The organism is Streptomyces sp. NPDC049954 (genome assembly GCF_040656295.1).
In the GTDB taxonomy this organism is placed as follows: domain Bacteria; phylum Actinomycetota; class Actinomycetes; order Streptomycetales; family Streptomycetaceae; genus Streptomyces.
In genome coordinates this window covers 320,979-342,425 of record NZ_JBFALS010000006.1, presented here as the reverse complement: position 1 = coordinate 342,425, position 21,447 = coordinate 320,979, and the positions used below count along the sequence as shown (strand labels likewise).

20 protein-coding genes are annotated in these 21,447 nt (G+C 74.4%); 8 read left to right on the top strand and 12 right to left on the bottom strand.

Annotated features, from left to right (window positions below):
* Positions 1-37: 37 nt before the first annotated feature.
* A complete protein-coding gene (locus AB0J21_RS15950) occupies positions 38-574 on the bottom strand; it encodes a GNAT family N-acetyltransferase (protein WP_363146541.1) in 537 nt (178 codons plus the stop codon).
* Positions 575-850: 276 nt separating this feature from the next.
* Between AB0J21_RS15950 and AB0J21_RS15945 the strand changes: the two genes are divergently transcribed.
* Both AB0J21_RS15945 and AB0J21_RS15940 read left to right on the top strand, forming a co-directional pair.
* A complete protein-coding gene (locus tag AB0J21_RS15945; RefSeq protein WP_363146540.1) occupies positions 851-1,549 on the top strand; it encodes an NUDIX domain-containing protein in 699 nt (232 codons plus the stop codon).
* A 33-nt stretch (positions 1,550-1,582) separates the two neighbouring features.
* Positions 1,583-2,725: a MerR family transcriptional regulator gene (locus AB0J21_RS15940; RefSeq protein WP_363146539.1), complete on the top strand. Its 1,143-nt coding sequence runs from the start codon at positions 1,583-1,585 to the stop codon at positions 2,723-2,725.
* 46 nt (positions 2,726-2,771) lie between these two features.
* On the opposite strand, the gene AB0J21_RS15935 is transcribed toward AB0J21_RS15940, so the two are convergent.
* The gene (locus AB0J21_RS15935) at positions 2,772-3,557 is read right to left on the bottom strand and encodes a DNA-formamidopyrimidine glycosylase family protein (RefSeq protein WP_363146538.1); all 786 of its coding nucleotides are present in this window, start codon (positions 3,555-3,557) and stop codon (positions 2,772-2,774) included.
* Positions 3,558-3,989: 432 nt separating this feature from the next.
* On the opposite strand from AB0J21_RS15935, the gene AB0J21_RS15930 reads away from it, so the two are divergent.
* Positions 3,990-4,970 carry a TIGR03557 family F420-dependent LLM class oxidoreductase gene (locus tag AB0J21_RS15930; protein WP_363146537.1) on the top strand — a complete coding sequence of 327 codons (981 nt, stop codon included), beginning with the start codon at positions 3,990-3,992 and terminating at the stop codon, positions 4,968-4,970.
* 251 nt (positions 4,971-5,221) lie between these two features.
* Positions 5,222-7,696 (top strand): GTPase-associated protein 1-related protein, encoded by a 2,475-nt coding sequence (locus tag AB0J21_RS15925; protein ID WP_363146536.1) that lies wholly within the window; start codon positions 5,222-5,224, stop codon positions 7,694-7,696.
* Between the two features lie 117 nt (positions 7,697-7,813).
* On the opposite strand, the gene AB0J21_RS15920 is transcribed toward AB0J21_RS15925, so the two are convergent.
* From AB0J21_RS15920 to AB0J21_RS15890, 7 genes are all read right to left on the bottom strand, one after another.
* The gene (locus AB0J21_RS15920; protein WP_363146535.1) at positions 7,814-9,766 is read right to left on the bottom strand and encodes a serine/threonine-protein kinase; all 1,953 of its coding nucleotides are present in this window, start codon (positions 9,764-9,766) and stop codon (positions 7,814-7,816) included.
* A 232-nt stretch (positions 9,767-9,998) separates the two neighbouring features.
* A complete protein-coding gene (locus AB0J21_RS15915) occupies positions 9,999-11,291 on the bottom strand; it encodes an MFS transporter (protein WP_363146534.1) in 1,293 nt (430 codons plus the stop codon).
* Positions 11,288-11,602 carry a hypothetical protein gene (locus tag AB0J21_RS15910; RefSeq protein WP_363146533.1) on the bottom strand — a complete coding sequence of 105 codons (315 nt, stop codon included), beginning with the start codon at positions 11,600-11,602 and terminating at the stop codon, positions 11,288-11,290. The genes AB0J21_RS15915 and AB0J21_RS15910 overlap by 4 nt, the downstream gene beginning before the upstream one ends.
* A gap of 116 nt (positions 11,603-11,718) precedes the next feature.
* Positions 11,719-12,126: a peptide-methionine (R)-S-oxide reductase MsrB gene (gene msrB / locus AB0J21_RS15905; protein ID WP_363146532.1), complete on the bottom strand. Its 408-nt coding sequence runs from the start codon at positions 12,124-12,126 to the stop codon at positions 11,719-11,721.
* A 12-nt stretch (positions 12,127-12,138) separates the two neighbouring features.
* Positions 12,139-13,560, bottom strand: a complete 1,422-nt coding sequence (murC, locus tag AB0J21_RS15900) for a UDP-N-acetylmuramate--L-alanine ligase (protein WP_363146530.1) — start codon at positions 13,558-13,560, stop codon at positions 12,139-12,141.
* A 164-nt stretch (positions 13,561-13,724) separates the two neighbouring features.
* Positions 13,725-14,195, bottom strand: coding sequence for an indole-3-glycerol phosphate synthase (locus AB0J21_RS15895; RefSeq protein WP_363146528.1), 471 nt, complete (start codon positions 14,193-14,195; stop codon positions 13,725-13,727).
* Between the two features lie 277 nt (positions 14,196-14,472).
* On the bottom strand, positions 14,473-15,246 hold the full coding sequence (locus AB0J21_RS15890) for a pyrimidine reductase family protein (RefSeq protein ID WP_363146527.1): 774 nt from the start codon (positions 15,244-15,246) through the stop codon (positions 14,473-14,475).
* 37 nt (positions 15,247-15,283) lie between these two features.
* Between AB0J21_RS15890 and zapE the strand changes: the two genes are divergently transcribed.
* Both zapE and AB0J21_RS15880 read left to right on the top strand, forming a co-directional pair.
* Positions 15,284-16,366, top strand: coding sequence for a cell division protein ZapE (gene zapE, locus AB0J21_RS15885; RefSeq protein WP_363146526.1), 1,083 nt, complete (start codon positions 15,284-15,286; stop codon positions 16,364-16,366).
* A gap of 52 nt (positions 16,367-16,418) precedes the next feature.
* The gene (locus AB0J21_RS15880) at positions 16,419-16,631 is read left to right on the top strand and encodes a hypothetical protein (RefSeq protein ID WP_363146525.1); all 213 of its coding nucleotides are present in this window, start codon (positions 16,419-16,421) and stop codon (positions 16,629-16,631) included.
* 41 nt (positions 16,632-16,672) lie between these two features.
* Here the strand turns inward: AB0J21_RS15880 and AB0J21_RS15875 are convergent, their stop codons facing one another.
* Positions 16,673-17,638, bottom strand: a complete 966-nt coding sequence (locus tag AB0J21_RS15875; protein ID WP_363146524.1) for a WYL domain-containing protein — start codon at positions 17,636-17,638, stop codon at positions 16,673-16,675.
* An 87-nt stretch (positions 17,639-17,725) separates the two neighbouring features.
* Here AB0J21_RS15875 and AB0J21_RS15870 point away from each other — a divergent pair, with 87 nt between their 5' ends.
* A complete protein-coding gene (locus AB0J21_RS15870; RefSeq protein WP_363146523.1) occupies positions 17,726-18,301 on the top strand; it encodes a DinB family protein in 576 nt (191 codons plus the stop codon).
* 44 nt (positions 18,302-18,345) lie between these two features.
* Here AB0J21_RS15870 and AB0J21_RS15865 read toward each other — a convergent pair whose 3' ends face one another.
* Positions 18,346-19,023 carry an AIM24 family protein gene (locus tag AB0J21_RS15865; RefSeq protein ID WP_363146522.1) on the bottom strand — a complete coding sequence of 226 codons (678 nt, stop codon included), beginning with the start codon at positions 19,021-19,023 and terminating at the stop codon, positions 18,346-18,348.
* A gap of 70 nt (positions 19,024-19,093) precedes the next feature.
* Here AB0J21_RS15865 and AB0J21_RS15860 point away from each other — a divergent pair, with 70 nt between their 5' ends.
* Complete coding sequence (locus AB0J21_RS15860) at positions 19,094-19,891, top strand: peptidyl-tRNA hydrolase (RefSeq protein ID WP_363146521.1); 798 nt, start codon at positions 19,094-19,096, stop codon at positions 19,889-19,891.
* Between the two features lie 30 nt (positions 19,892-19,921).
* Here AB0J21_RS15860 and AB0J21_RS15855 read toward each other — a convergent pair whose 3' ends face one another.
* Positions 19,922-21,187 (bottom strand): phospholipase D-like domain-containing protein, encoded by a 1,266-nt coding sequence (locus AB0J21_RS15855; RefSeq protein WP_363146520.1) that lies wholly within the window; start codon positions 21,185-21,187, stop codon positions 19,922-19,924.
* Positions 21,188-21,447 lie beyond the last annotated feature (260 nt).

The window sequence follows — 21,447 nt, the reverse complement described above, 5'->3', positions numbered from 1 at the left end:
TCTCCACATCCCTGACGGGCCACCGAGCCGTAATCGTTCACGCCGCCTCGGCGGTGAGGGCCCAGCGTTCATGGTCGCGCCATTCACCGTTGACGCGCTGGAAGAAGCTGGAGTAGCCCTCGCGCCGGAAACCCAGGCGCTCGGCGAGCTTTCGTGAGGGGGCGTTGTCCGGCTGGATGTTCGCCTCCAGACGGTGCAGTCCCAGCGGCCCGAAGGCGAGCCGGATCGCGAGGCCCACCCCCTCGGTCATGTAGCCACGGCCGGTCGTGGAGGCGTAGGCGGTGAAGCCGAGGGTCCCGCTCTGGAGCGCACCCCTGACGATGTTGTTGATGTTCACGCCACCGACGATCCCGTGGGTGGCGCGCAGGCAGATCACGAATCCTTCGTGACTGGGCCGCTCGAACCGCTCCAGGTACTTCTCGAACGCTTCCACCGTGTCATCGCGGGTGCCCAGCCAGCGGTCGAGCATCTCGGCGCTCTCCCGGCCCAGCGCCGTGAGCTCCTCGTAGTCCTGACGCCGCAGGTGACGTATGGCCACACGCGGCCCGAGCAGGGAGTAGGCGCTGTTCGTCATTCCGGAATCCTAGGTACCCCCTCGCACGGCCGGGACACATGGAGGTCTCACCCCTCCAGCTCCCAGCACGGGTCGTACCGTTCACCACGCACGAGCGGACACACTCTTTCCCGTTCTTGCACGTTTCTGCGTGTAGTGTAGCGCCCCGTGATCGCCAAGGCCCATGCTCGTCACGGTCTCGGGGCCGTGCGGCTCCCCCGCCGACGACGCACGACCGCGCCGCCCGTCGTGCGCCACGACATGGCCGGGCCCCCGACGTACCCCTCAGGAGAACGCGTGACAGACCGTCCCGGTGTCGACATCCCGGACCACCGCGGCCGCACCGGCCTCGACCGGGCCGGACGCGGCCTGGACCGCAATCCCGGCGTCGTGGTCCGTGCCGTGGAGGTGACCTCGCAAGGCTGGCACGTCCTGCGGCGCACCACCTTCGACTACCGCCGCCGCGACGGACGCTGGGAGACCCAGCAGCGCGAGACCTACGACCGCGGCGACGGCGCCGTCGTGCTGCCCTACGACGCCGAACGCCGCCGGGTCCTGCTCACCCGCCAGTTCCGCTACCCGGCCTACGTCAACGACCACCCGGACGGCATGCTCGTGGAAGCTGCCGCAGGACTGCTCGACGCGGACGACGCGCCCGCCGCCGTCCGCCGTGAGAGCGCCGAGGAACTCGGTGTTGCCCTCGGCCCGCTCACCCACGTCCTCGACGCGTACATGAGCCCCGGCTCCGTGACCGAACGCCTCCACTTCTTCGCCGCCCCCTACACCCCGGCCGACCGGACCGGGACGGGTGGCGGGGTGGAGGAGGAGGGCGAGGACATCGAGGTCCTCGAACTGCCCTTCGCCGAGGCCCTCGCCATGACCCGTGACGGACGCGTCACCGACGGGAAGACGATCCTGCTCCTGCAATGGGCCGCGCTGGACGGCCCCTTCGCCTCCGGGGGCGACCACGCCTGGCACCTTTCGCCCTCCCCTTGAGTCTCCACCCGCTTGAGACCCCACGATGGCCGAATGAACGAGCACGATGGCCGCGTGGGCGGGGACGGCCTCCGAACGGCTGCGGGCGAAGGCGGCGGGCCCGAGGACGAAAGCGCCTGCTCCAGGCTGCTGTCGATCGGTGAACTCGCGCGCCGCACAGGGCTGTCGGTGTCGGCGGTCCGCTTCTACTCCGACGAGGGGATCGTGGCGCCGGCCGCCCGCAGCCCCGCCGGGTACCGCCTCTACCGGGCCGACGCCACGGCGCGGCTGAACCTGGTGCGCACGCTGCGCGCGCTCGGGGTCCCCCTGCCCACCGTACGGGCGCTGGTGGAAGGGCGTTCCTCGCTCGCCGAGGTCGCCACCACGCACATCGACGCGCTCGACGCGCAGATACGGGTACTGCGCCGACACCGGGCCGTGCTGGAGACAGCAGCCCGACACGGTCTCTCAGCTGAGGAGTTGGATCTCATGCACCAGCGGGTCGGGGCAACGGAACGCGAACGGCACCGGATCGTGGCGGAGTTCCTGGACACGACCCTCGGCACGGTCCGTCCGCATCGGGCCCTCGAAGAGGCCGCGCGGTCGCTGACACCGGAGCTTCCCTCGGACACGGAACCCGGCCCCGACGCGGAACAGATGTCTGCCTGGGCCGAGTTGACCGAGCTCCTGGCCGACTCCGAATTCCGTACGCGGCTGCGGCGAGCGGCGGAACTCTTCATCGCGTTCGCCGAGGACGCTCCGGGCCCCGAGGCGCCGCCCCAGGACCCCTTCGCCGCCGTACGCGAGGTGGCCGGCGCCGCGCTCACGCAGGGGATCGGTCCGGAGGCCGCGGAGGCCGCGCCGTTCGTGGCCGCCCTCCTGGACCGCTACGGGGAGAGAACCGGCCGGCTCCTGGCCCTGCTGGAGTACGCGGACGATCCGGAGCGGGACCGGTACGCGCGACTCCTCGCGAAGGTCAACGGCTGGCCGGCGCCACAGCCCCCCGGCCCCGGCCTCGACTGGGCCCGGCGCGCGCTGACCGGACCGGGCGGGCGGGACCGCTGCGGCGCCCGGTCCGGGGGCCGTGACCGGGCGGTGCGCGCCCCGGCGGTACCGGAAACGCCCGGAGGACCGGAGGCCCCGAGCACTCCGAAGCTGATCCGCCCTCCGGCAACGGAGCCGCGAGCCGACGGGTGACGCACGGCGCGCACCGCCCGGCTCAGCCCTGGGCCCGTCACCGGGTTCAGCCACCGGCCCGCTGGCAGTGGGGGCAGAAGAAGGTGGTCCGGCCGCCGACCCGGGTCCGGCTCAGCGGGGTGCCGCACCTCGGGCAGTGCGGATCGGATTCGGTGCGGTGGCCGGTCAGCCAGGAGTTCTCCGGGGGGACGTGCCCGGCGCGGACCGAGGTCTTCAGGACGGTGCGCATGTCCCGGTAGAGGCGGTGGCGCCGCTCCCGGGTGAGGGCTGCCGCCGGCTCCTGGGGGCGGACCCGGGAACGCCACAGGATCTCGTCGGCGAGCAGGTTGCCCAGCCCGGCCAGGACGGCCTGATCCGTGAGGACCGCCTTGACGGCACCGCGCCGGTCCGACAGCAGCGCGTCGAAGGCGCCGCGGGTCACCTCGGTGGCGTCGGGCCCCTGGGAGCCGAGGAGCCGGGCGACGCCGGAACGGTCCGCGAGCCACAGGCCCTTCAGCTTGCGCTGGTCCCGATAGCGCAGGCGGCGTCCGCCCGCGAGGACGAACTCGACCCGGTCGTGCGGGTGGCGGGGTTCGTCCGGGTCACCGCACACGAGCCGTCCCGTCATCCCGAAGTGGAACAGCACGGTCGGGCCGCCGGTGTGCGCGAGCAGCCACTTGCCGCGCCGTCCGGGCTCGGTGAAGCGGCGCCCTTCGAGGGCGTCGCCCAGGTGCCGTGCGTCGACGTCGTGCAGGACCCCGGGGTCGTGGACCTCGACCCGGGCGATGGTGCGGCCCCGGGCACAGTCCACGAGAATCGCGCGGAACGCCTCGACGTCGGGCAGCTCGGGCATGTCCGGATCACCTGCCTCCCGTCCCCCTCTCCCAGGCTTCCAGGCTCGCACGCCGGGCCGCGTACGGCCCCTCGGCGGCCCTCCGGCCGGTGCTCTTGCCGTGGCGGGCACCGGCGGACGGCGCCGGACCCGTACCGCCGGCGCCGTCCGGCGCGGCGCGTGGGGCCGAACCGGTGGCCCCGGTCGTCCGGCGGCGTGGCGGCGGCCGCCCTTCGGGCCCTCTTGCGAGTGTGGGAGCGATCTCTGCCGACCGGACGCGGCCGACCCCACCGACACCTGTGACACCCGCCGATCCTCGTACCAGGAGCCGGACGGCCCGGTGAGCACTTCCACCGGCGACAGCTCCGGCAGGAACCCCGGCCGGCGGCGGAGGGCCGGCGACACAGGACGGGCGGGCGGCGCAGGACCGGCGGCGACAGGAATGAGGAAACGGTGCAGATCGGCTACAAGCTGGCCTCGGAGGCGTTCGGGCCCAAGGAACTGGTCCGGCAGGCGGTGCTCGCGGAGCAGGCCGGATTCGACTTCGTGGAGATGAGCGACCACTACCACCCGTGGCTCGACGTCCAGGGGCACTCGCCCTTCACGTGGACGGTCCTCGGGACGATCGCGGCGAAGACGGACCGTATCGGTCTGGCCACCGGCGTGACCTGCCCGACGGTCCGCTACCACCCGGCGATCATCGCGCAGGCGGCCGCGACCCTCGCGCTGGTCTCGGACGACCGCTTCACGCTGGGCGTGGGCTCGGGAGAACGCCTCAACGAGCACGTCACCGGCGAGGGCTTCCCCAACTCGGTACCGGAACGCCACGACCGGCTGCGGGAGGCCCTGGAGATCATCAGGCTGCTGTGGAGCGGCGGTTACCAGTCGTACCACGGCAGGTACCTGCGGCTGGACGACGCCCGGGTCTTCGACCTGCCGCAGCGCTCGCCGCTGATCGCGGTGGCCGCGAGCGGCCCGCTCTCGGCCCGTCTGGCCGCCGAACTCGGCGACGGCCTGTTCGCGACCGAGCCCAAGGGCGGGATGGTGGACACCTACCGCTCCGCGGGCGGCGACGGGCCGCGCTACGTCGAGGTACCCATGGCCTGGGCGGCCGACGAGCACACCGCGGCGCAGGCGGCGCTGAAGACCTCGCGGTGGGCGGTGACGGGCTGGCAGGTGATGAGCGAACTGCCCAACCCGGCCAACTTCGAGGCCGCCACGGCCACCGTCCGCGAGGAGGACATCCTGTCCCGGTTCGCCTGCGGCAGTGACCCGGAACGGTACGTCGAGGTCGCCCAGCCCTTCGTCGACGCCGGCTTCGACCGCCTCGTGATGCAGAACGCGGGCCCCGACCCGGACGGGTTCATCGACTTCTACCGCCGCGAACTGGACCAGCGCATGCGCGGGCTCACGCCGTCGGGTGCGTCGTCCTAGGGTCTGTCCGGAAAGAGGAGTTCGGCTCCGCCACGTGCCCCGCCCCTCGGGCCCGGGCCGACGGGCACCCGCTAGAGTCGAGCACCCGTACGAGGCGAGGGACGCCCGTCGGGCTCATCGTGCGCGAGGGACCAGGAGCGTTCCGTGGGGCTGAGGTTCGGACGACTGCCCGGGGCGGCGGACACGCGGCGGGCGGCGGCTTCGTGCCGTGTCCGCCGTGCACGTGCCGCCGGGTGGCCGGGGGCGGACCGGTGAACGGGGGTCGCGGCGCCCGTACCGGAAGCCGGGACGGCCGGGGGCCGGTGCCGCTGCGCGTGGACGTCGAGGAGCCCGGGCCGGGCGTCCCGCTCCGCCGCGTACGGCTTACCGTGCCGCCCGCCGCGGGGCCGGGTCTTGCGCCCTCCGTGCTGGAGGAGGCCGGGACGCTCCTCGGTCACCTCGTGGCGCAGGCGGCCGAGACCCGGCGGGCGGAGACGGAGTCCGCCGCCCCCTTCTCCTACTCGGTGGATCAACTCGCTGACGGCGGGCTGCTGTTGTCGAGCGCGGTGCACGCGGGCCCGGTGCCGCGCCCGGTCGCGGTGTATCTGCCGCCGGGAACGGGACTGCCCGGCGGTCTGCCGCCCGTCGCCTTCTGGGACGCGGTCCGGCCGGTGCGCGGGACGGCGGCGGAGGAGGGGCTGCGCGGGGCCCTGCTCACGGCCCCGCCGGACGGGGCCCTCGGTATCGAGGCCATGGCCGACTTCGCCGCCTCCCGTCGTCCCTGGCTCACGGCTTTCCTCGCCCACGTGCGGCGGGTCCTCGTGGAGCCCGGAGCACCGCGCCTGGTCGTCGTGGAACGCGATCCGGGGCTCGTCGCCCGCTGGATCGCCCTGGCCTGTGCCGTCCTGCCCCCGGAAGAGGCCCGGGGGCTCACCTTCACGACGTACAGCCCGTGCCCCGGCCAGGCGCACCAACGGATCGTGGGCACCGGGCCCCGGGAGGCGGCCGGCCTGCCCCCTGCGGGAACCGGTCCGTACGTGCTGGACTGCATGTCGCCCGCAGCCACCCCGGACACGGCCGCCCCGGACGTGACCGGCGCGGACGCGTGGGCAGAGGTCGCCGCGCTCCTGTGGCGCGCGGGGCGGCCCGGCGTCGCGGCCGCCGCCCGTCCCGCTCTCGACGCGGACGCCCTCCGCCTCGCCGCCCTCGCGAGCGGGCTGCGGCTGCCCGCGCACCTGCGGGCGGCGACGGCCCGGCACCTCGCGGACGAGTGCCCACCGGCCCCTGAAACGGGCGCGGTCGCCGCCGTGTTGTGCGCCGAGCCTCCCGAGACCCGGGCGGAGGCCGTCGCCGTCGCGCGCTGGTACACGCGGCTCGACGCACGGGTGCCGCTCTCCGCGACGGCCCCGGTCGCCGCCTCCGTGCTCGCCGCGCTCGTCCGCGGACTGCTCACCGGGACGCCCGTACCGCCCGGCTCCGCTCTCACCGAGGAGCACCGCGAGCGGCTGCACGCGCTGCTCGGACCGGAGTTGCGGGCCGCGACCGCCGATCCGGCGACCGCCCCGCGCCGCTGCGTCGAACTCCTCCAGGTCGCGGCCGTCCTCGGCGTGGACTGCGGACCCGCCCTCGACGGCGCCGCCGACCGCCTGGCCGCCGCCCTCACCACCGCCCCCGGGACGGACGAGGACCCTGTCGCCGCCGCGCTCCCCTCCCCCGACGCCCTGGCCGAACTACCCGAACTGTGCGCCGCGTTGTTGCCCTCGCTCGACACGTTCGCGTGCGCGGACCCGGCCGCGGCCAGCTCGCTCCTGCACCGGACGCACCTGCCGCTGACGGACTCCGCGCGACCGGTACCGCACCTGCGGATGTGCGCGCAGGCCGTGGCGGTACGCGAATCCACCCCCGACCCGGTGACGGCCTGGGAGACGCTGCTGCGCGGCAGCCGGCCCTCGTGGTCCGCCCAGCCCCTGCTGCTGCGCACCGCACTACGTCTCATATGGCCACAACAACCGCCCACCGCCGCCGAGATGCTCCGCGTCCTGCACACCGCCGGCTCCGACGGCCACCGGGCGGCCGGCACCTGGCAGGTCGCGCTGCGCGTGGCCCTGCACACGCCCACAACGGAGCCCTACGACTTCGCCCTCGCACCGCTCCTGCTGCGGTCCTTCCCCGACCGGCTCGACACCCGGGAGCGCTCGGCGCTGCTCCTGCTGGAACTCGCCCACGACGTCAGGGCCGGGAAGGTGACCGACTGGGCCGCGCACGCGGTGCGGCTGCGGCGGGCCGCCGAACCCCTGGAACCCGAGGTCCGCTCCCGCGCGCACCGCGCGCTCGCCGAAGCGCTGCTGCGCTCCCCCGGCACCCCGGAGGGCGAGCTGTACGGCCTCGCCCACAGCGGCGACGCCGATCTCGTGGCCGCGTACGGCGAGACGGCCCGCACCGAGGAGTTCCGCGGCCTCCTGCGCGCGGACCCCGCCCTGATCGCGGGCTGCTTCGTGGACTGGACGGCCCACGCGGCGGCCGACCCGGTGTGGCGCGAGGTGAGCACCGGGCTCCTCGACGAGGTGCTGCGCCCCGCCGTGCGCGGCCTGCCCGCCCCGGTGCGGCGCGCGGCCGAGGACCACCTCGGACACTCGGGGCCGCACCGCGCCGACGCCTTCCGCGCCTGGTCCCGCCCGGGCGCGCTGGGGCGGCTGGGACGGCGACTGAGCGGGGCGGCGCGGAACACGCGACCGCGCGAGTGGTGAGACCCGCCGCCGGTCAGCCGCCCCGGGCGGCACCCCTCCGGGACCGCGGGCTCCCAGGCGCGCGGCCGACCCGTACCGCGGGCCCGCCGCGCCGCGCGGGGGCTGCGCGGTTCGCGGTCATTTCGGCGTCGGACTCCGCAGGTCCTCGAACTCCTTGCTGATGTTCTCGGTGGCCGTGGTCGCGAGCGTTTTGGCCGCGTCGCACAGGCGACCGGCCGGTTGTGGCCCGTACACGGTCACCATCAGGTGCTCGACGGTGTCCTCCCCGGCGGAGTTCGTGAAGGTACGGTGCGGTGTCCGCACGACGCACTCGTCGTCGCCTGACTCCTGCGGCGACACGTAACTCCTGCGCCCCGCGAGGACGACCGGGTCCCCGTCGTCCTCCAGGCTGTTGTCCCGGCTGAAGACGAGTTCCGCCCCCGTGTCGCCGTCCGCGCTGCGCCAGCCGCACCCCCAGTGGCCGAAGTCGGCGGTGGGCTCGCGCGGGTCGACGCCCGGCAGGCGCCCGAGTGCGGCGGCGTCCAGCAGCTCGCAGGCGTCGAGCCGGGCCAGGGACCGCGCGGCGGGCTTCGCGGTGCGCCGGGGGACCGCGCCCCGGCCCAGTACGCCCAGGGCGTGATCGACGGCGGCGTCGGCCAGTCGGCACGGGTCGGGGGACGGGGACTCGTACCGCTCGCCGACGACCACGATCTGCTCGCTGTCGGCGGTCGCGATGGTCCGTTCGCAGTCGTCCCCGTCGCGCCGCGCCGTCCCGAGCGTGACGTTGCCGACCCGCCTGGTGGGCACGTCGTCCCCGAACCTCGCCGGGTCCTTGACGAGGTTCACCTGGACACCGGCCACCTCCCTCCCGCCCTCGTTGCGCACCAGGACGTCACAGCGGTCGAACCGCCCGTAGTACGGGTCCCGTTCGGTCGCGCCGAACCGGCTCAGGGAGGGGGCGTCGAGCAGTGCGCAGGGGTCCGCCGTACGGGCGGCGCCGATGGTGCCCTCCTTCCCCGGGCCCGGTACCGGCGTCGAGGACCGGGCGCCGGTCGCGCCCGGCCCGCCCGCTCCGGCCCCGCCCCTTTCGTCGTCGCTGTGAAGGAGGACGAGAAGGCCCGCGGTGAGCGCCGCCACCGCGAGGAGCGCCACTGTCGAGTAAGCCAGGGCACGACGCCTGCGGCGCAGGGGTCGCGGCAGCCGCACCGTCAGGGAGTCGAGCGCCGACGCCAGGGTGCGGCCGTCGTGCAGCAGCTCCTGGACGCGCTCCGGCGGCGGCGCCGCGCGCGTCAGCAGCTCGTGCGCGGCAGCGGCGTCGGGCCGGTGCCGGGGCTCCGGCGCGAGGAGCGCGTCCAGCGGGGCGGCGAGCCGGCCGGCGCTGCGAGCGGTCCCGATGTCCGCCTCCATGGCCCGCACCAGGTAGGCCGCCGGATGCTCGACCTCCCCGTACGGGGAGTGGCCCTCGACGGCCGCGAACAGGGACGCGCCCAGCGAGAAGACGTCGGCCTTCTCGCCGCCGCGTTCCCCTCTGGCCACCTCGGGCGCCAGGTACTTGGGCTTTCCGCGCACGGTGCCCGGCGCGGTGTGTGTCTGCGTGCTGTGGCTCCACAGGGCGCGGGCGATGCCGAAGTCCGTCAGCCGGGCGACGCCCTCGTCGGTCACGAGCACGTTCTCCGGGGTGACGTCGCCGTGCACCACGCCCCCGGCGTGCGACCGGGCGAGCGCCGCCGCGATCTGGCAGCCCACCGATCCGGCGTCCTCGGGCGTCAACGGCCCTCGTTCGGAGACCAGTTGCGCGAGGCTGCGGGAGGGCACGTACTCCATGACGATCCAGCAGGCGGTCTCCTCCTCCACGAAGTCGAAGACTGGCACGATGTTCGGATGGTGCAGCCGCGCGGCGTACTGCGCCTCCTTCTTGAGCCTCCTCGCGGCCTCGGCGTCGTCGGGGCGCGCGCACTTGAGGGCGACGCGCCGCTTCAGCGTCTCGTCCCAGGCCCGCCAGACGACGCCCATCCCCCCTCTACCGAGGAGTTCCTCCAAGAGGTACCGGCCGGCGGCGATCCTGTCCCCGGCTTCCGGCGTCACCAGCACCGTCACTCCCAGCCCCCGAATCACGCATGGTTGCGGACAGTGACGGAGTGTACCGAGGCGTGGCCGGGCGCACGGCCCTTTCGGCGATCCGCGCGGAACCCGCACAGTGCGCCCGCCGCCACGGTCTCACCGGCGTTCTCACGGACCGGCGAGGTGAACGGCGGCTCTCCGCCACGCGCAGACCCGCCCCCGGGGCCGGTCCCGCGCCCGGACGGGGCCGCGCGAGCGGTCTTCAGTCGGCCGCCCGGCGGACGGGGCCGGCGGCCTTCGCGTCAGCCGGGGCGCCGGCGGTGGCCCCCGAGCGCCCCGCGGGCAGGGTCCGGAGGGTGAGCAGTCCGGCCGCGAGCAGGAGCGCGGCCTGGAGGTCGAGGGCGGCCAGGGGTGACATCACGCCCGTCAGCAGGCCGGCGGCGAGCATGCCCACCGCCTGGAGGCCGTCGGCCAGGCCGAGGACGCAGGCCATGACCCGGCCCCGTACGCGCGGCGGCGAGGACTGCTGGACGAGGGAGAGCCAGGCCGCCATGAGCCACACCGCGGGCACCCCCGCGAGGGCGAACAGCGCCGCGTAGACCGTGAGTCCCAGGGGTGCCTGCGACAGGTTCCAGGTCACGGCGCTGACGGCGCCGAAGCACAGGACGCCCACGCTCAGCAGCCTCGGCGCCCCCAGCCGCCGGGTCACTACGCCCACGGTCACCGTTCCGGCGAAGCCGCCGACGGCCTGTACACCGCGCAGCAGACCGGCCTCCGCCTCTCCCGCGCCGAGCAGGTCGGTGACGAAGAGGAGGAACAGGACGACGAACATGCCCTGCGCGAGGGACAGCAGCGCCACGCACTGGAAGGTGCCGCGCAGCGCCGGGACCTCCCGGATCGCCCGCAGGGCGTCCCGCAGCCCCGGCCACAGCTCGCCGCGGCCCGCACCCCCGGGCTCGTGCGCTCCCGTCGCTCGCGGGATCGTCGCCGCCAGGACGGCGGCGACCAGGAACGCGGCCATCGCGGACCCCAGGACGAGACGCAGCCCCGCCCAGCCCAGCAGCAGCCCGCCGAGGGAGCTGCCGACGAGCCGGCCGAGGGAGGCGTTGAGGCCGATCGCGGCGTTGGCGCTCACGAGTTGTCCCGGGGCGACGAAGGCCGGCAGCGCCACGTTCTTGACCGACTCGAAGGCCATCGTCAGTACCGCCTCGGCGCCGGCGACGAGGTACACCCTCCACAGGTCGCCCGCGTCCTCGACCCACAACAGGGGCGTGAGCGCCGCCGCTTGGGCCAGGCTCACCACGATCAGGAAGCGGCGCCGGTCGAAACGGTCGACGAGGGCGCCGGCCAGCGGGGCGACGACGAGACTCGGGAGCAGCCCGAGCATCGCCACGACCGAGGTGACCAGTGGCGAACGGGTCAGCGCCAGCACGTACAGCGGGAGCGCCAGTTGGAGGACCCATCTGCCGGTCTCGGTCAGGAGCCCGGACACCCACAGACGGGCAAAGGGCGCCTCCCGCAAGGGATGACGCGCCCCTTCGCCGGGGCCGGTCACCGGGGCTCGCCCTCCGAGTCGAGCCGGGGCAGGAAGCGCAGCCCCACGTAGCCCAGCTCGGCGTCCTCGGGAGGAGCCTGCCGTACCGAGGCCAGGTAGGGCCGCAGGAGGGCGGTGATCCGGTCGGCGAGTTCGCCCACCTCCTCGGGGGTGGCCCGCAGGACCAGGTTGTCCAGGCGGGCCACGTCGAGCCACCGGGGATCGAGGGTGTCCCGGTGGTCCAGGAAGCGCTGGGTGATCCGCGCCTCCTCCGCGAGACCGGCCGCGATCAGCGCGTCCTGCTCGGCCATGGCGGCCGGCTCGGCGCTCATCGCCCCGAAGTCCAGCCCGACCTGGGGTCTTCCTCGCCCCGGGACGGACGGGCGGGGGTGACCGGGGACATGCGAAGGGCCCGGTCCTCGTCGGACCGGGCCCCGCGCGTCGTGGTTCAGCTCTCCTTCGGCTCCAGCCGCAGGGAGATCGAGTTGATGCAGTACCGCTGGTCGGTCGGGGTCGCGTAGCCCTCGCCCTCGAAGACGTGGCCGAGGTGCGAACCGCAGCGGGCGCAACGGACCTCGGTGCGCACCATGCCGTGGGAACGGTCCTGGATCAGCTCGACGGCGTCGGTGTCCTTCGGGTCGAAGAAGGACGGCCAGCCGCAGTGCGACTCGAATTTCGTGTCGGAGGTGAACAGCTCCGCGCCGCAGGCCCGGCAGGAGTACACGCCTTCACTCTTGGTGTCGGTGTACTCGCCGGTGAAGGCCGGTTCGGTGGCGGCCTGACGCAGTACCGCGAACTCCGCCGGGTTCAGCTCGGCGCGCCACTCCTCGTCCGGCTTGTCGATCTCGTACGCCATCGCGTGTTCCTCCTACTGCTCGCTGTGCGGTCCGGCTGCCGCGAGCCGGTCCAGGATCTGCGGGCCCAGTTCGGTGACGTCGCCCGCCCCCATGGTGAGAACGAGATCACCGGGCTTCGCCATTCCCGCGACGGCCTCGGCGACGGCGGCCTTGTCGGCGACGTGGGCGACGTCGGCGTGGGCGCGGCGGGCCGCGTCGATGATCAGGTCGCTGGTGATCCCGGGCAGCGGGTCCTCGCGGGCCGGGTAGATGTCGAGGACCAGGGAGGCGTCGGCGAGCGCGAGGGCCTGCCCCATCTCGGTGCCCAGCTCCTGGGTGCGGGAGAACAGGTGGGGCTGGAAGACGACGAGGATGCGGTGGCCCTCGGCGGCTCCGCGCATCGCCTCCAGGTCGGCGTTCATCTCGGTCGGGTGGTGCGCGTACGAGTCGATGACCTGGACCCCGGCCGCCTCGCCCTTGAGCTGGAGGCGGCGCTTGACGCCGGTGTACGCGGCGAGAGCGGGCGCCAGCTCGGCGGCGGGGATGCCGAGCGCGGCCCCGGCGGTGAGCGCGGCGACCGCGTTGAGCGCGTAGTGGCGGCCCGGCACCGAGACGCCGAAGCTCAGCTCGGTGCCGTCGGTCATGCGGGCGGTGACCTCGCTGCGCAGTCCGCGCGGGTGCACGGCCAGGACGCGTACGTCGGCGTCCTCGGCCTCCCCGTACGTCACGATCCGCAGGTCGCCGCCGCGCTCGCGCAGCCGGGAGGTCAGCTCGCGGGCGCCGTCCTGGTCGGCGGAGATCACGAGGGTGCCGCCGGGCACGACGCGGCCGGCGAAGATCTCGAAGGACTCGTGGATCTCCTCGATCGAGGCGTAGTTCGCGTGGTGGTCGAGTTCCACGTTGAGGACGACGGCGACCTCGGGGGCGTACTTGTGGAAGCTGCGGTCGCTCTCGTCGGCCTCGGCCACGAAGATCTCGCCGGCGCCGTGGTGCGCGTTGGAGCCGGGCGCGTCGAGGTCGCCGCCGATCGCGTACGAGGGGTCCAGGCCCAGGGCGCCCAGGGACACGGCGAGCATCGAGGTCGTCGTCGTCTTGCCGTGGGTGCCGGCGACCGCGAGCGGGCGGGTGCCCGTCATGAGGGCGGCGAGAGCGTCGGAGCGGTGCACGACGGGCACGCCGAGTTCGGCGGCGCGGACCAGTTCGGGGTTGTCGGGGCGGATCGCCGAGGAGACGACCACGCTCGACGTGTCCTTTGCCAGGTGGCCGGCGGCGTGCCCGATGTGGACGCTCGCGCCGAGCGCCCGCAGCGCCTCGGCGGTCGCCGACTCCCTGGCGTCGCTCCCGGCGACGGCCGCGCCGCGCTGGGCGAGGATCTTCGCGATGCCCGACATACCGGCGCCGCCGATGCCGATGAAGTGCGGTCGGTCCAGGGCGGGGGGAAGGCCGGCTGCCATCTGTCACGTCTCCACGGCTGAGGTGCGCCCGGGAGCGGTGGCCCCGGGTACGGCTGATCTGATCCCCCACACCATAAGCCGCGCCCCGCCCGCGTCCCCGTCCCCCGGGCGGCGGGCCGGAAGGGGTCGCGCCCCGCCGGGCTCCCCGGAGCTCTCCGCGCGCCTCACGCCTCGCTGTGCGCGTACAGCTTCAGGACCGGGACGCCGACCTCGTGCCGGGCACGGGAGGCCCAGTCGCGGTGGAAGAACTCCTCGACGTAGTGCGGGGCGGTCAGCACGATGACCTCGTCGGCGCCGATCTCGGCGACGGCCTTGGTGAGGGCGTTCAGCGGATGGTTCTCCACGACCCGGCCCTCGGCCTGCGCGCCCGCCGCGCGCAGGGCGGTCAGCGAGTGCTCCAGGGCGATTCTGGCCGGCGGCACGGCCGACTCCCCCTCGGGGATCTCCGCCTCCCTGACCACCTCGGTCAGCTCGCCGAGGGCCACGTCGTCGATGGCCCGCAGCAGCCGGTCCCGGTCTCCCCGGGGCTGCATGAGAACGGCGAACCGGACCTTCTCGTCGCCGTGCAGGGTGGTGACGAAGTCGACGTCCACCGGGGACAGCGGCTGTTCGATCAGCAATACGCTCGTGAACACGACAGGCGCCTCTTCTCTGTACGGGCCGGTGGGCCCGGGTCTGTACGGGCCGGTGGGCCCGGGCCGGGAACATCCTGCTACCCCGGGTCGGGGTCCGCTCACGTAAGTCTGCCCAGCGAAAGCCAAACGGAACGACACATTCCGCCATGATCCGCCGAAGGGCCGCTCCCGGGCACGCGCGAGCGGCCGGGTACGGCCGGGACCGGTCTAGCGGGTGTCACCGGGTGCGGGCCGGCGGTGACGCCGCGGGGGTCAGCGGCTGACGCGGCGGCGTGGGTCAGCGGCTGGTGTAGCGCGTGAAGAGGAAACCGTCCTCGGTCAGGACCGAGACGGGTGCGAGGGCGGCGGGGGCCGCCCGGCCGGGGCCGAAGGCGATGCGGGGCGCGTCTCCCGCGGCCAGGGTCGGGGAGACGGTCAGGCACAGTTCGTCGAGCATCCCGGCGGCGACGAACTCGCCGAGCAGCCGGGGGCCGCCCTCGGTGAGCTGGCGGGTCAGTCCGCGTGCGGCCAGTTCGCGGCGGAGCCGCACCGGGTCGGCCGTGGCGCCGGTGCCGGCGAAGAGCACCTCGGCCCCGGCCTCCTCGGCGGCCCGTACCCGCTTCTCGGGCGCCTCGGCGCCGGTCACGACGAGGGTCGGCACGAGCGGCGAGGTGAACAGCGGGAGGCCGAAGTCGAGGTCGAGTCCGGCGGAGACCACCGCGATAGCGGGGGCGGGCGCCTGCCCGGCCGCCGCGCGCCGGTCCGCGAACGCCGCGCGGGCCTTCGCGGGCCGGTACCCCTCCTGCCGTACGGTCCCCGCGCCGACCACGATCACGTCGGCCAGGGCCCGCAGCACCCCGAAGACCCGCATGTCGGCGGCGCCCGAGATGCCCTGGGAGCGGCCCTCGTGGTGGGCGGCGCCGTCGAGCGTGGACACCATGTTGGCGCGCAGCAGCCCGGTCCCGGCCGGAAGGTCCTCGGGGTACGCGTAGACCTCGGCCAGCTCGTCGAGGGACCACTCCCGGTCGGCGTCGGCCGCGCTCTCGTCGGTCACGGGGAACAGGCTTCGCATACGGTGCAGTCTCGCACGGCGCCTAAACTCGTCACTCGTGTCGACCTCCTCCGCCTCCACGCCCATAGCCGGGGCCAAGCCGCTGTCCCTCTGCGCGCGCGAGCCCCGTGTCCCGCCGGAGCGCCTGGTCGCGGAGATGGTGCCGCCGCCGCGCTTCGACTCGGTGCGTTTCGGGACGTACGTGCCCGATCCCGCGCAGCCGAGCCAGACCGAGGCCGTGTCGGTGCTGAGCGCCTTCGCGGCCTCCCTCGGCGAGGCCCCGGAGGCGGGCGGCAGGCGCAGGTGGTTCGCGCGCAAGCCGCAGGCACCGGCCGCGCCGCGCGGCGTCTACCTCGACGGCGGGTACGGCGTCGGCAAGACCCACCTGCTCGCCTCGCTGTGGCACGCGACGCCCGCCGCCCCCGAGGCCAAGGCGTTCGGCACCTTCGTGGAACTGACGAACCTCGTGGGGGCGCTCGGCTTCCAGGAGACGGTGCGCACGCTCAGCGGCCACCGGCTGCTGTGCATCGACGAGTTCGAACTCGACGATCCCGGTGACACGGTGCTCGTGTCCTCGCTGCTCGGGAGGCTGGTCGAGGCGGGCGTCGCGCTCGCGGCGACCTCCAACACGCTGCCGGGCAAGCTCGGCGAGGGGCGGTTCGCCGCGGCGGACTTCCTGCGCGAGATCCAGGGCCTGTCGGCGCATTTCCGCCCGCTGCGCATCGACGGCCAGGACTACCGGCACCGGGGGCTTCCCGAGGCGCCCGCCCCGTTCGCCGAGGAGCGGGTGACGCGCGCCGCCCACGCGACGCCCGGCGCGAGCCTCGACGCGTTCCCCGAGCTGCTCGGCCACCTCGCACGGGTCCACCCGAGCCGGTACGGGGCGCTGACCGAGGGCCTGTCGGCCGTATGCCTCACCGGGGTGGGACCGGTCCCGGACCAGTCGACGGCGCTGCGTCTGGTGGTGCTCGCGGACCGGCTGTACGACCGCGAGGTGCCGGTGCTCGCCTCGGGGCTGCCCTTCGACCAGTTGTTCAGCGAGGAGATGCTGAACGGCGGGTACCGCAAGAAGTACTTCCGGGCGATCTCCCGGCTCACCGCGCTCGCCCGCGACGCGAAGGGGCTCGTGGGAGAGGACTGACATCCATAGGAGCATCCTGGGCGCCGCCGCGCGCCGCACTACCCTGGAGGACATGGCTGAGCCCTCCGCGTCCGAGACCGGCGAGTACTGCGCACCGGCCGCCCTCCCGCCCACCCCGCAGGCCCCGGCGCGGGGCGCGGACGAGCCGCGAGCCGAGTGCGTGCTGTGCCGGGAGCCGAGCGAGTACCCGGAGTCGTACAAGGGCGTCACGCTGTGCCCGGTGTGCGCGTGGCAGGAGGCCCAGCGCGGCGCCTGTTCGGGCTGAGCGCACCGCTCAGCCCCGCGCGCCGGGTGTGAGCGCACCACTCAGCCCCGCGCGCCGGGCGCCGCCGCCTCCCGCAGCCGACGGCCCAGGGCGTCCACCGCGGCCCGCAGCCCGGCGCCGTCGCGGACGTGGAAGGGGGCCCGCAACGCGGTGAGCTGACGCGCGTACCAGTCGGGTTCCTCGGTACTCGCGACCAGCCGCGTACCGCGTGCACCGTGCGGTTCGAGGGCGCCAAGACTGCGCGGCAGCCACTCGGCGACCGCCTCGGGCGGCGCGTCGATCACGACGTCCACCGGGTGCGCCCAGCCGGCGGCGAGGTGCTCCTCCAGGGTCCGTACCGGATCGAGTCCAGCGGGCGGGCCGAAGGTGTCCGGGAGGACGTCGACGGTGAGGACCCGGTCCACCCGCAGGACCCTTCGCGCGTTCCGGGTGTGCGACCAGCACACGAGGTACCAGAGGCCCTCGCGTACGACGACGGCCCACGGGTCGACCTCCATGCGGCGTTCCCGTCCCGGACCGGTGCGGTAGCCCAGGCTCAGCCGGTGTCCCTCGGCGCACGCGCCGACGAGGAGCGCGGCCGTGCCGGGCGCCGGGTCCGGGGTGCGCGGGGCGGGACCCCGCACGGCGAGCAGCGCCTCGGCGGGCGCGGCGACCCGGGCCGGCAGCACGCGGACGAGTTTGCCGAGGGCGCTGTCCACGGCGCCGGGCGGCCCGTCCGCCGCCGGTCTGCTCTGCCGGGCCGCCATGACGAGGGCGAGCGCCTCGTCCGTGGTGAGGCTCAGGGGCGCGGGGCGCGCTCCCCGGCCCACGCGGTAGCCGCCGTAGGGGCCGCGCTCCGCGTCGAGGGGCACACCCGCCTCGCGCAGGATCGCGGTGTAGCGGCGGGCGGCCCGCTCGGAGACCCCGAGCCGGTCCGCGAGCCGCCGCGCGGTGATGCCGGGGCTGTTCTGGATGAGCTCAAGAGTCAGCAGGGCCCTGGCGGTGGGGCTCGTCTCGCTCGCCGTCACGGCGCTCTCCAAGGGCGTGCTCCGGTGATGGGGAACCGCAGACTATTGCGGAAGCGGACTGTCCGGAAAGGGTCCTAGCGTGCGGCCATGAGTGATCACACCCTGCTCGCGGCGAGCGGCACCCTCGTCCCCCGTCCCGCCGAGCCGCCCCTCGCGGGCGACGAGACCGCGACTCTCCTCGGGTCCCTGGAGCAGCAGCGCGCGTACATCGCATGGAAGTGCGGCGGCCTGGACGCGGCGGGTCTGCGGGCCCGGCTCGCTCCGTCCACGATGACGCTGGGCGGGCTGCTCAAGCACCTGGCGCTCGTCGAGGACACGCATTTCGCGCGTCTGCTGCTCGCGCGGAAGCCGGGTCCGCCGTGGGACGCGGTGGACTGGGACGCCGAACCCGACTGGGAGTGGCGTTCGGCCGCCGGGGACACCCCGGAGGAACTCATGGCGCTGTGGCGGGCGGCGGCGGACCGCTCGCGTGCGGTGGTCGACGAGGCCCTGACGCACGGCGGGCTCGGACAGCTCGGCCGGTACGTGACGCGGTCCGGCGAGTCGCCGAGCCTGCGGCGCGTCCTGACGGACCTGATCGAGGAGTACGCGCGCCACCTCGGCCACGCCGACCTGCTGCGGGAGGCCGTGGACGGCCTCGTCGGGGAGGACCCCGGGGAATGAGGGGCGGGGGCCGAGGACGGGGGCGGGGCCGTCCCGTCACTTCCTCAGTTCGCCTTGTTCTTCTCCGGGGTGAGTTCGCTCGGGCGGACGATGACGAAGCCCTCGCCGCTCAGCTTGAGCTGCACGGCCTCGCCGGAGCCGCCCCGCAGCATCGAGCCGACGCTCTGCGAACGGTGCAGGGACGTGGCGAGGTGCGCGCTCCAGCCGACGACCGCGTCGGTGTCGACGTACACCGGGTCCCGGTCGGTCACCGGGATCACGATCGGGTGGCCCTCGCAGACCAGGCCGAGCTTCCCGTGGCCGGAGAACAGGCTGTTGAACAGTCCGCCGCCGGTCATGCCCGCGCCCTTCACCGTCCGGATCTCGTACGACAGCGTCGCGTCGAAGCACAGGACGTTGCGGCCGTTGACGGTGAACTGGTCGCCGCCCTCCAGTTCGACGACGAAGCAGTTCGCCGCCTCGTGCGCGAACCACGCCTCGCCCTGGCCCCGCACCGCCATGAGCGGCAGGCCCTCGCCGGTCACGGCGCGCTTGAGCAGTCCGCCGATGCCCTGCCCCTTGCGCTCGAACTGGAGGTCTCCGCGGAAGGCGATCATCGCGCCCTGGCGCGCGAGCATCTCGCCCCGCACCGCGTACTTGATCGCCTTGGGGTTCTCCAGGGTCATTCCGGGGGCGGGGGCGGCCTGCGCGAGGTACTCGGCGGCGAAGAGATCGCTTTTCATGCGCTCATCCTCACCGGGTGCCGGCGCCCGCGCCAAGAGGCCGGAAGACGGCGGCTGGCAGACTTGAGGCGTGAGCAGCAGCGACCTTCCTCCGACCGAGACCGGCCTCCCCTCCTTCGACCGTCCTGCGGACGAGTCGGCCGACAGCCCCTTCCGGGACGGGCGCAGCGCGCGGGACGAGGCCCCGCAGTTCGTCCTCCCCCTCGTCGTGCGCCTGGAGAAGTCCGCGCCTCCCGGCCGGACCGACGCGCTGGAGACGGCGGCGCGGGCCGTGCTGTCGCTCCTGTCCGACCCGCGCTCCCTCGGCGCCGCCCCGGACGAGGGCGAGTGGGCCCGCGCGGTACGGGACTGGCAGGACGCCCGGATCCGCAAGGTCGTACGGCGGGCCCGGGGCGCCGAGTGGCGGCGCGCCCAGGAGCTGCCGGGGATCACGCTGGCCGGGAAGTCGGCCGAGGTGCGGGTGTACCCGCCGGTCCCGGTCGACGCGTGGCCGAAGGACCTCGCGAAGCTCCAGGTCTCCGGCACCGAACTGGAGGACTCCGAGCCGCCCGCCGCCGTGGACCGGGACGCCCCGGTGATCTGGATGAACCCGGGGGTGCCGATGTCGGCGGGCAAGTCGATGGCGCAGGCCGGGCACGCCGCCCAGCTCGCCTGGTGGGAGCTGGGCGGCGAGGAGCGCGCCGCGTGGCGGGCGGCCGGTTTCCCGCTGGCCGTACGGGTCGCCGAGCCGGAGCGCTGGGACGCGCTGGCCGGGAGCGGGCTGCCCGTGGTGACGGACGCCGGTTTCACCGAGGTCGCGCCCAACTCGCGTACCGCGCTCGCGGACCTGCCCGTCCTGCGGCGGCGGCTGGGACTGCCGCGGAGCTGAGGGCTCCCCCGGGGAGCCGCCGTCAGGGCCTCACAGGTAGCGGGCGATGGGCCGCATCAGTGCCTCACGGGTGCGCTGGACCGGGGAGCGGCGGCTCCAGCGGGCGGCGCGCATCCGCTCGCTGCGCGCGACGTCCTCGGTGTAGTGCGCGTCGAGGGTCGCGGTGAGGGCGGGGTCGAGGGCCGCGAGCATGATCTCCTCGTCGTGTTCGAGGGAGCGCCGGTTGAGGTTGACGGAGCCGACGAGGGACAGCACCCGGTCCATCGTGATGATCTTCGCGTGCATCATGGTGGGCTGGTACTGCCAGATGCGCACCCCGGCGTCGAGCAGCTGCTCGTAGTGGCGCTGCCCGGCGAGCTGGCACACCCGCTTGTCGGTGTACGCGCCGGGCTGGAGCAGTTCGACCTCCACCCCGCGCCGGGCGGTCGCGCACATGAGGTCGATGAAGTAGTCGTCGGGCGCGAAGTAGGCGGTGCAGATCCGCAGGCGCTCCTCGGCCGACTCCATGGTGACCCGCAGCAGGGTCTGCATGTCCTGCCAGCCGAAAGCGGCCGATCCGCGCACCACCTGCACGACCGCGTCACCGGCCGGCCGGTGCGGGGCGAAGGTGTCGCGGTCGTCGAAGAGTTCCGGGTTGCACTCGGCCCAGTTCTGCGCGAACGCGGCGGCGGTGCCGTCGACGGCCGGGCCGCGCACCTCGACGTGGGTGTCGCGCCACTCGTGCTCGTCGCGCGCGTCGCCGCACCACTCCTCGGCGATGCCGACGCCCCCGGTGAAGGCGAGTCTCTCGTCGATGACGAGGGCCTTGCGGTGGCAGCGGTGGTTCTGCTTGAGCGGCGAGATCAGCAGCGGCTTGCGGAACCAGGAGATGACGACGCCCGCGCGTTCCATGAGGTCCAGCAGCCGGGGTTCGATGGTGCGGCAGCCGAAGCCGTCGAGCAGCAGCCGCACCCGGACCCCGGCCCGGGCCCGCTCCGCGAGCGCCTCGGCGAAGCGTCTGGCGATGTCCCCGCGCCAGTAGACGAAGGTCATCATGTCGACGGTGTGGCGGGCCCCGGCGATCGCGTCGAGCATCGCGGGGAAGATCTCGTCGCCGTTGCGCAGGACCCGCAGACCGTTGCCCTCGGTCATGGCGATCCCGAGCAGCCGCTCCAGCCGGCGACGCACCCGCCGGGCACGGTCCTCCAGCACGGAGGGGCCCTCGGCCGGCACGGAGGGGTCCTCGGTGACCGCCTCTCCTGCGGCCTCGTCCTCGGTGCGGCTCGCTGCATAAGGCGGTTCGACAGTCGCGGTCATGTGATCCGGCCCCTCCCTGGCGTCCCGGGCCGCGCGGCGGCGCCATGAACGAACGACGTGAACAAACGATCGGTACGGGAAGGCGTATGCCCCGTCCGGGGCGGCTGACCGCCTGAACACGCCCGTGAACCCGCACCCCTTCCCCCTAGGGCGGTCGTCCCGTCGTGCCGCGAAGCTCAGATCCAGCTCTGGAAACGCGCGGACAGGGTTCGGACGGCCGCGCCGGGGCCATCACCAGGGCACGCGGCACACGCGCGAAG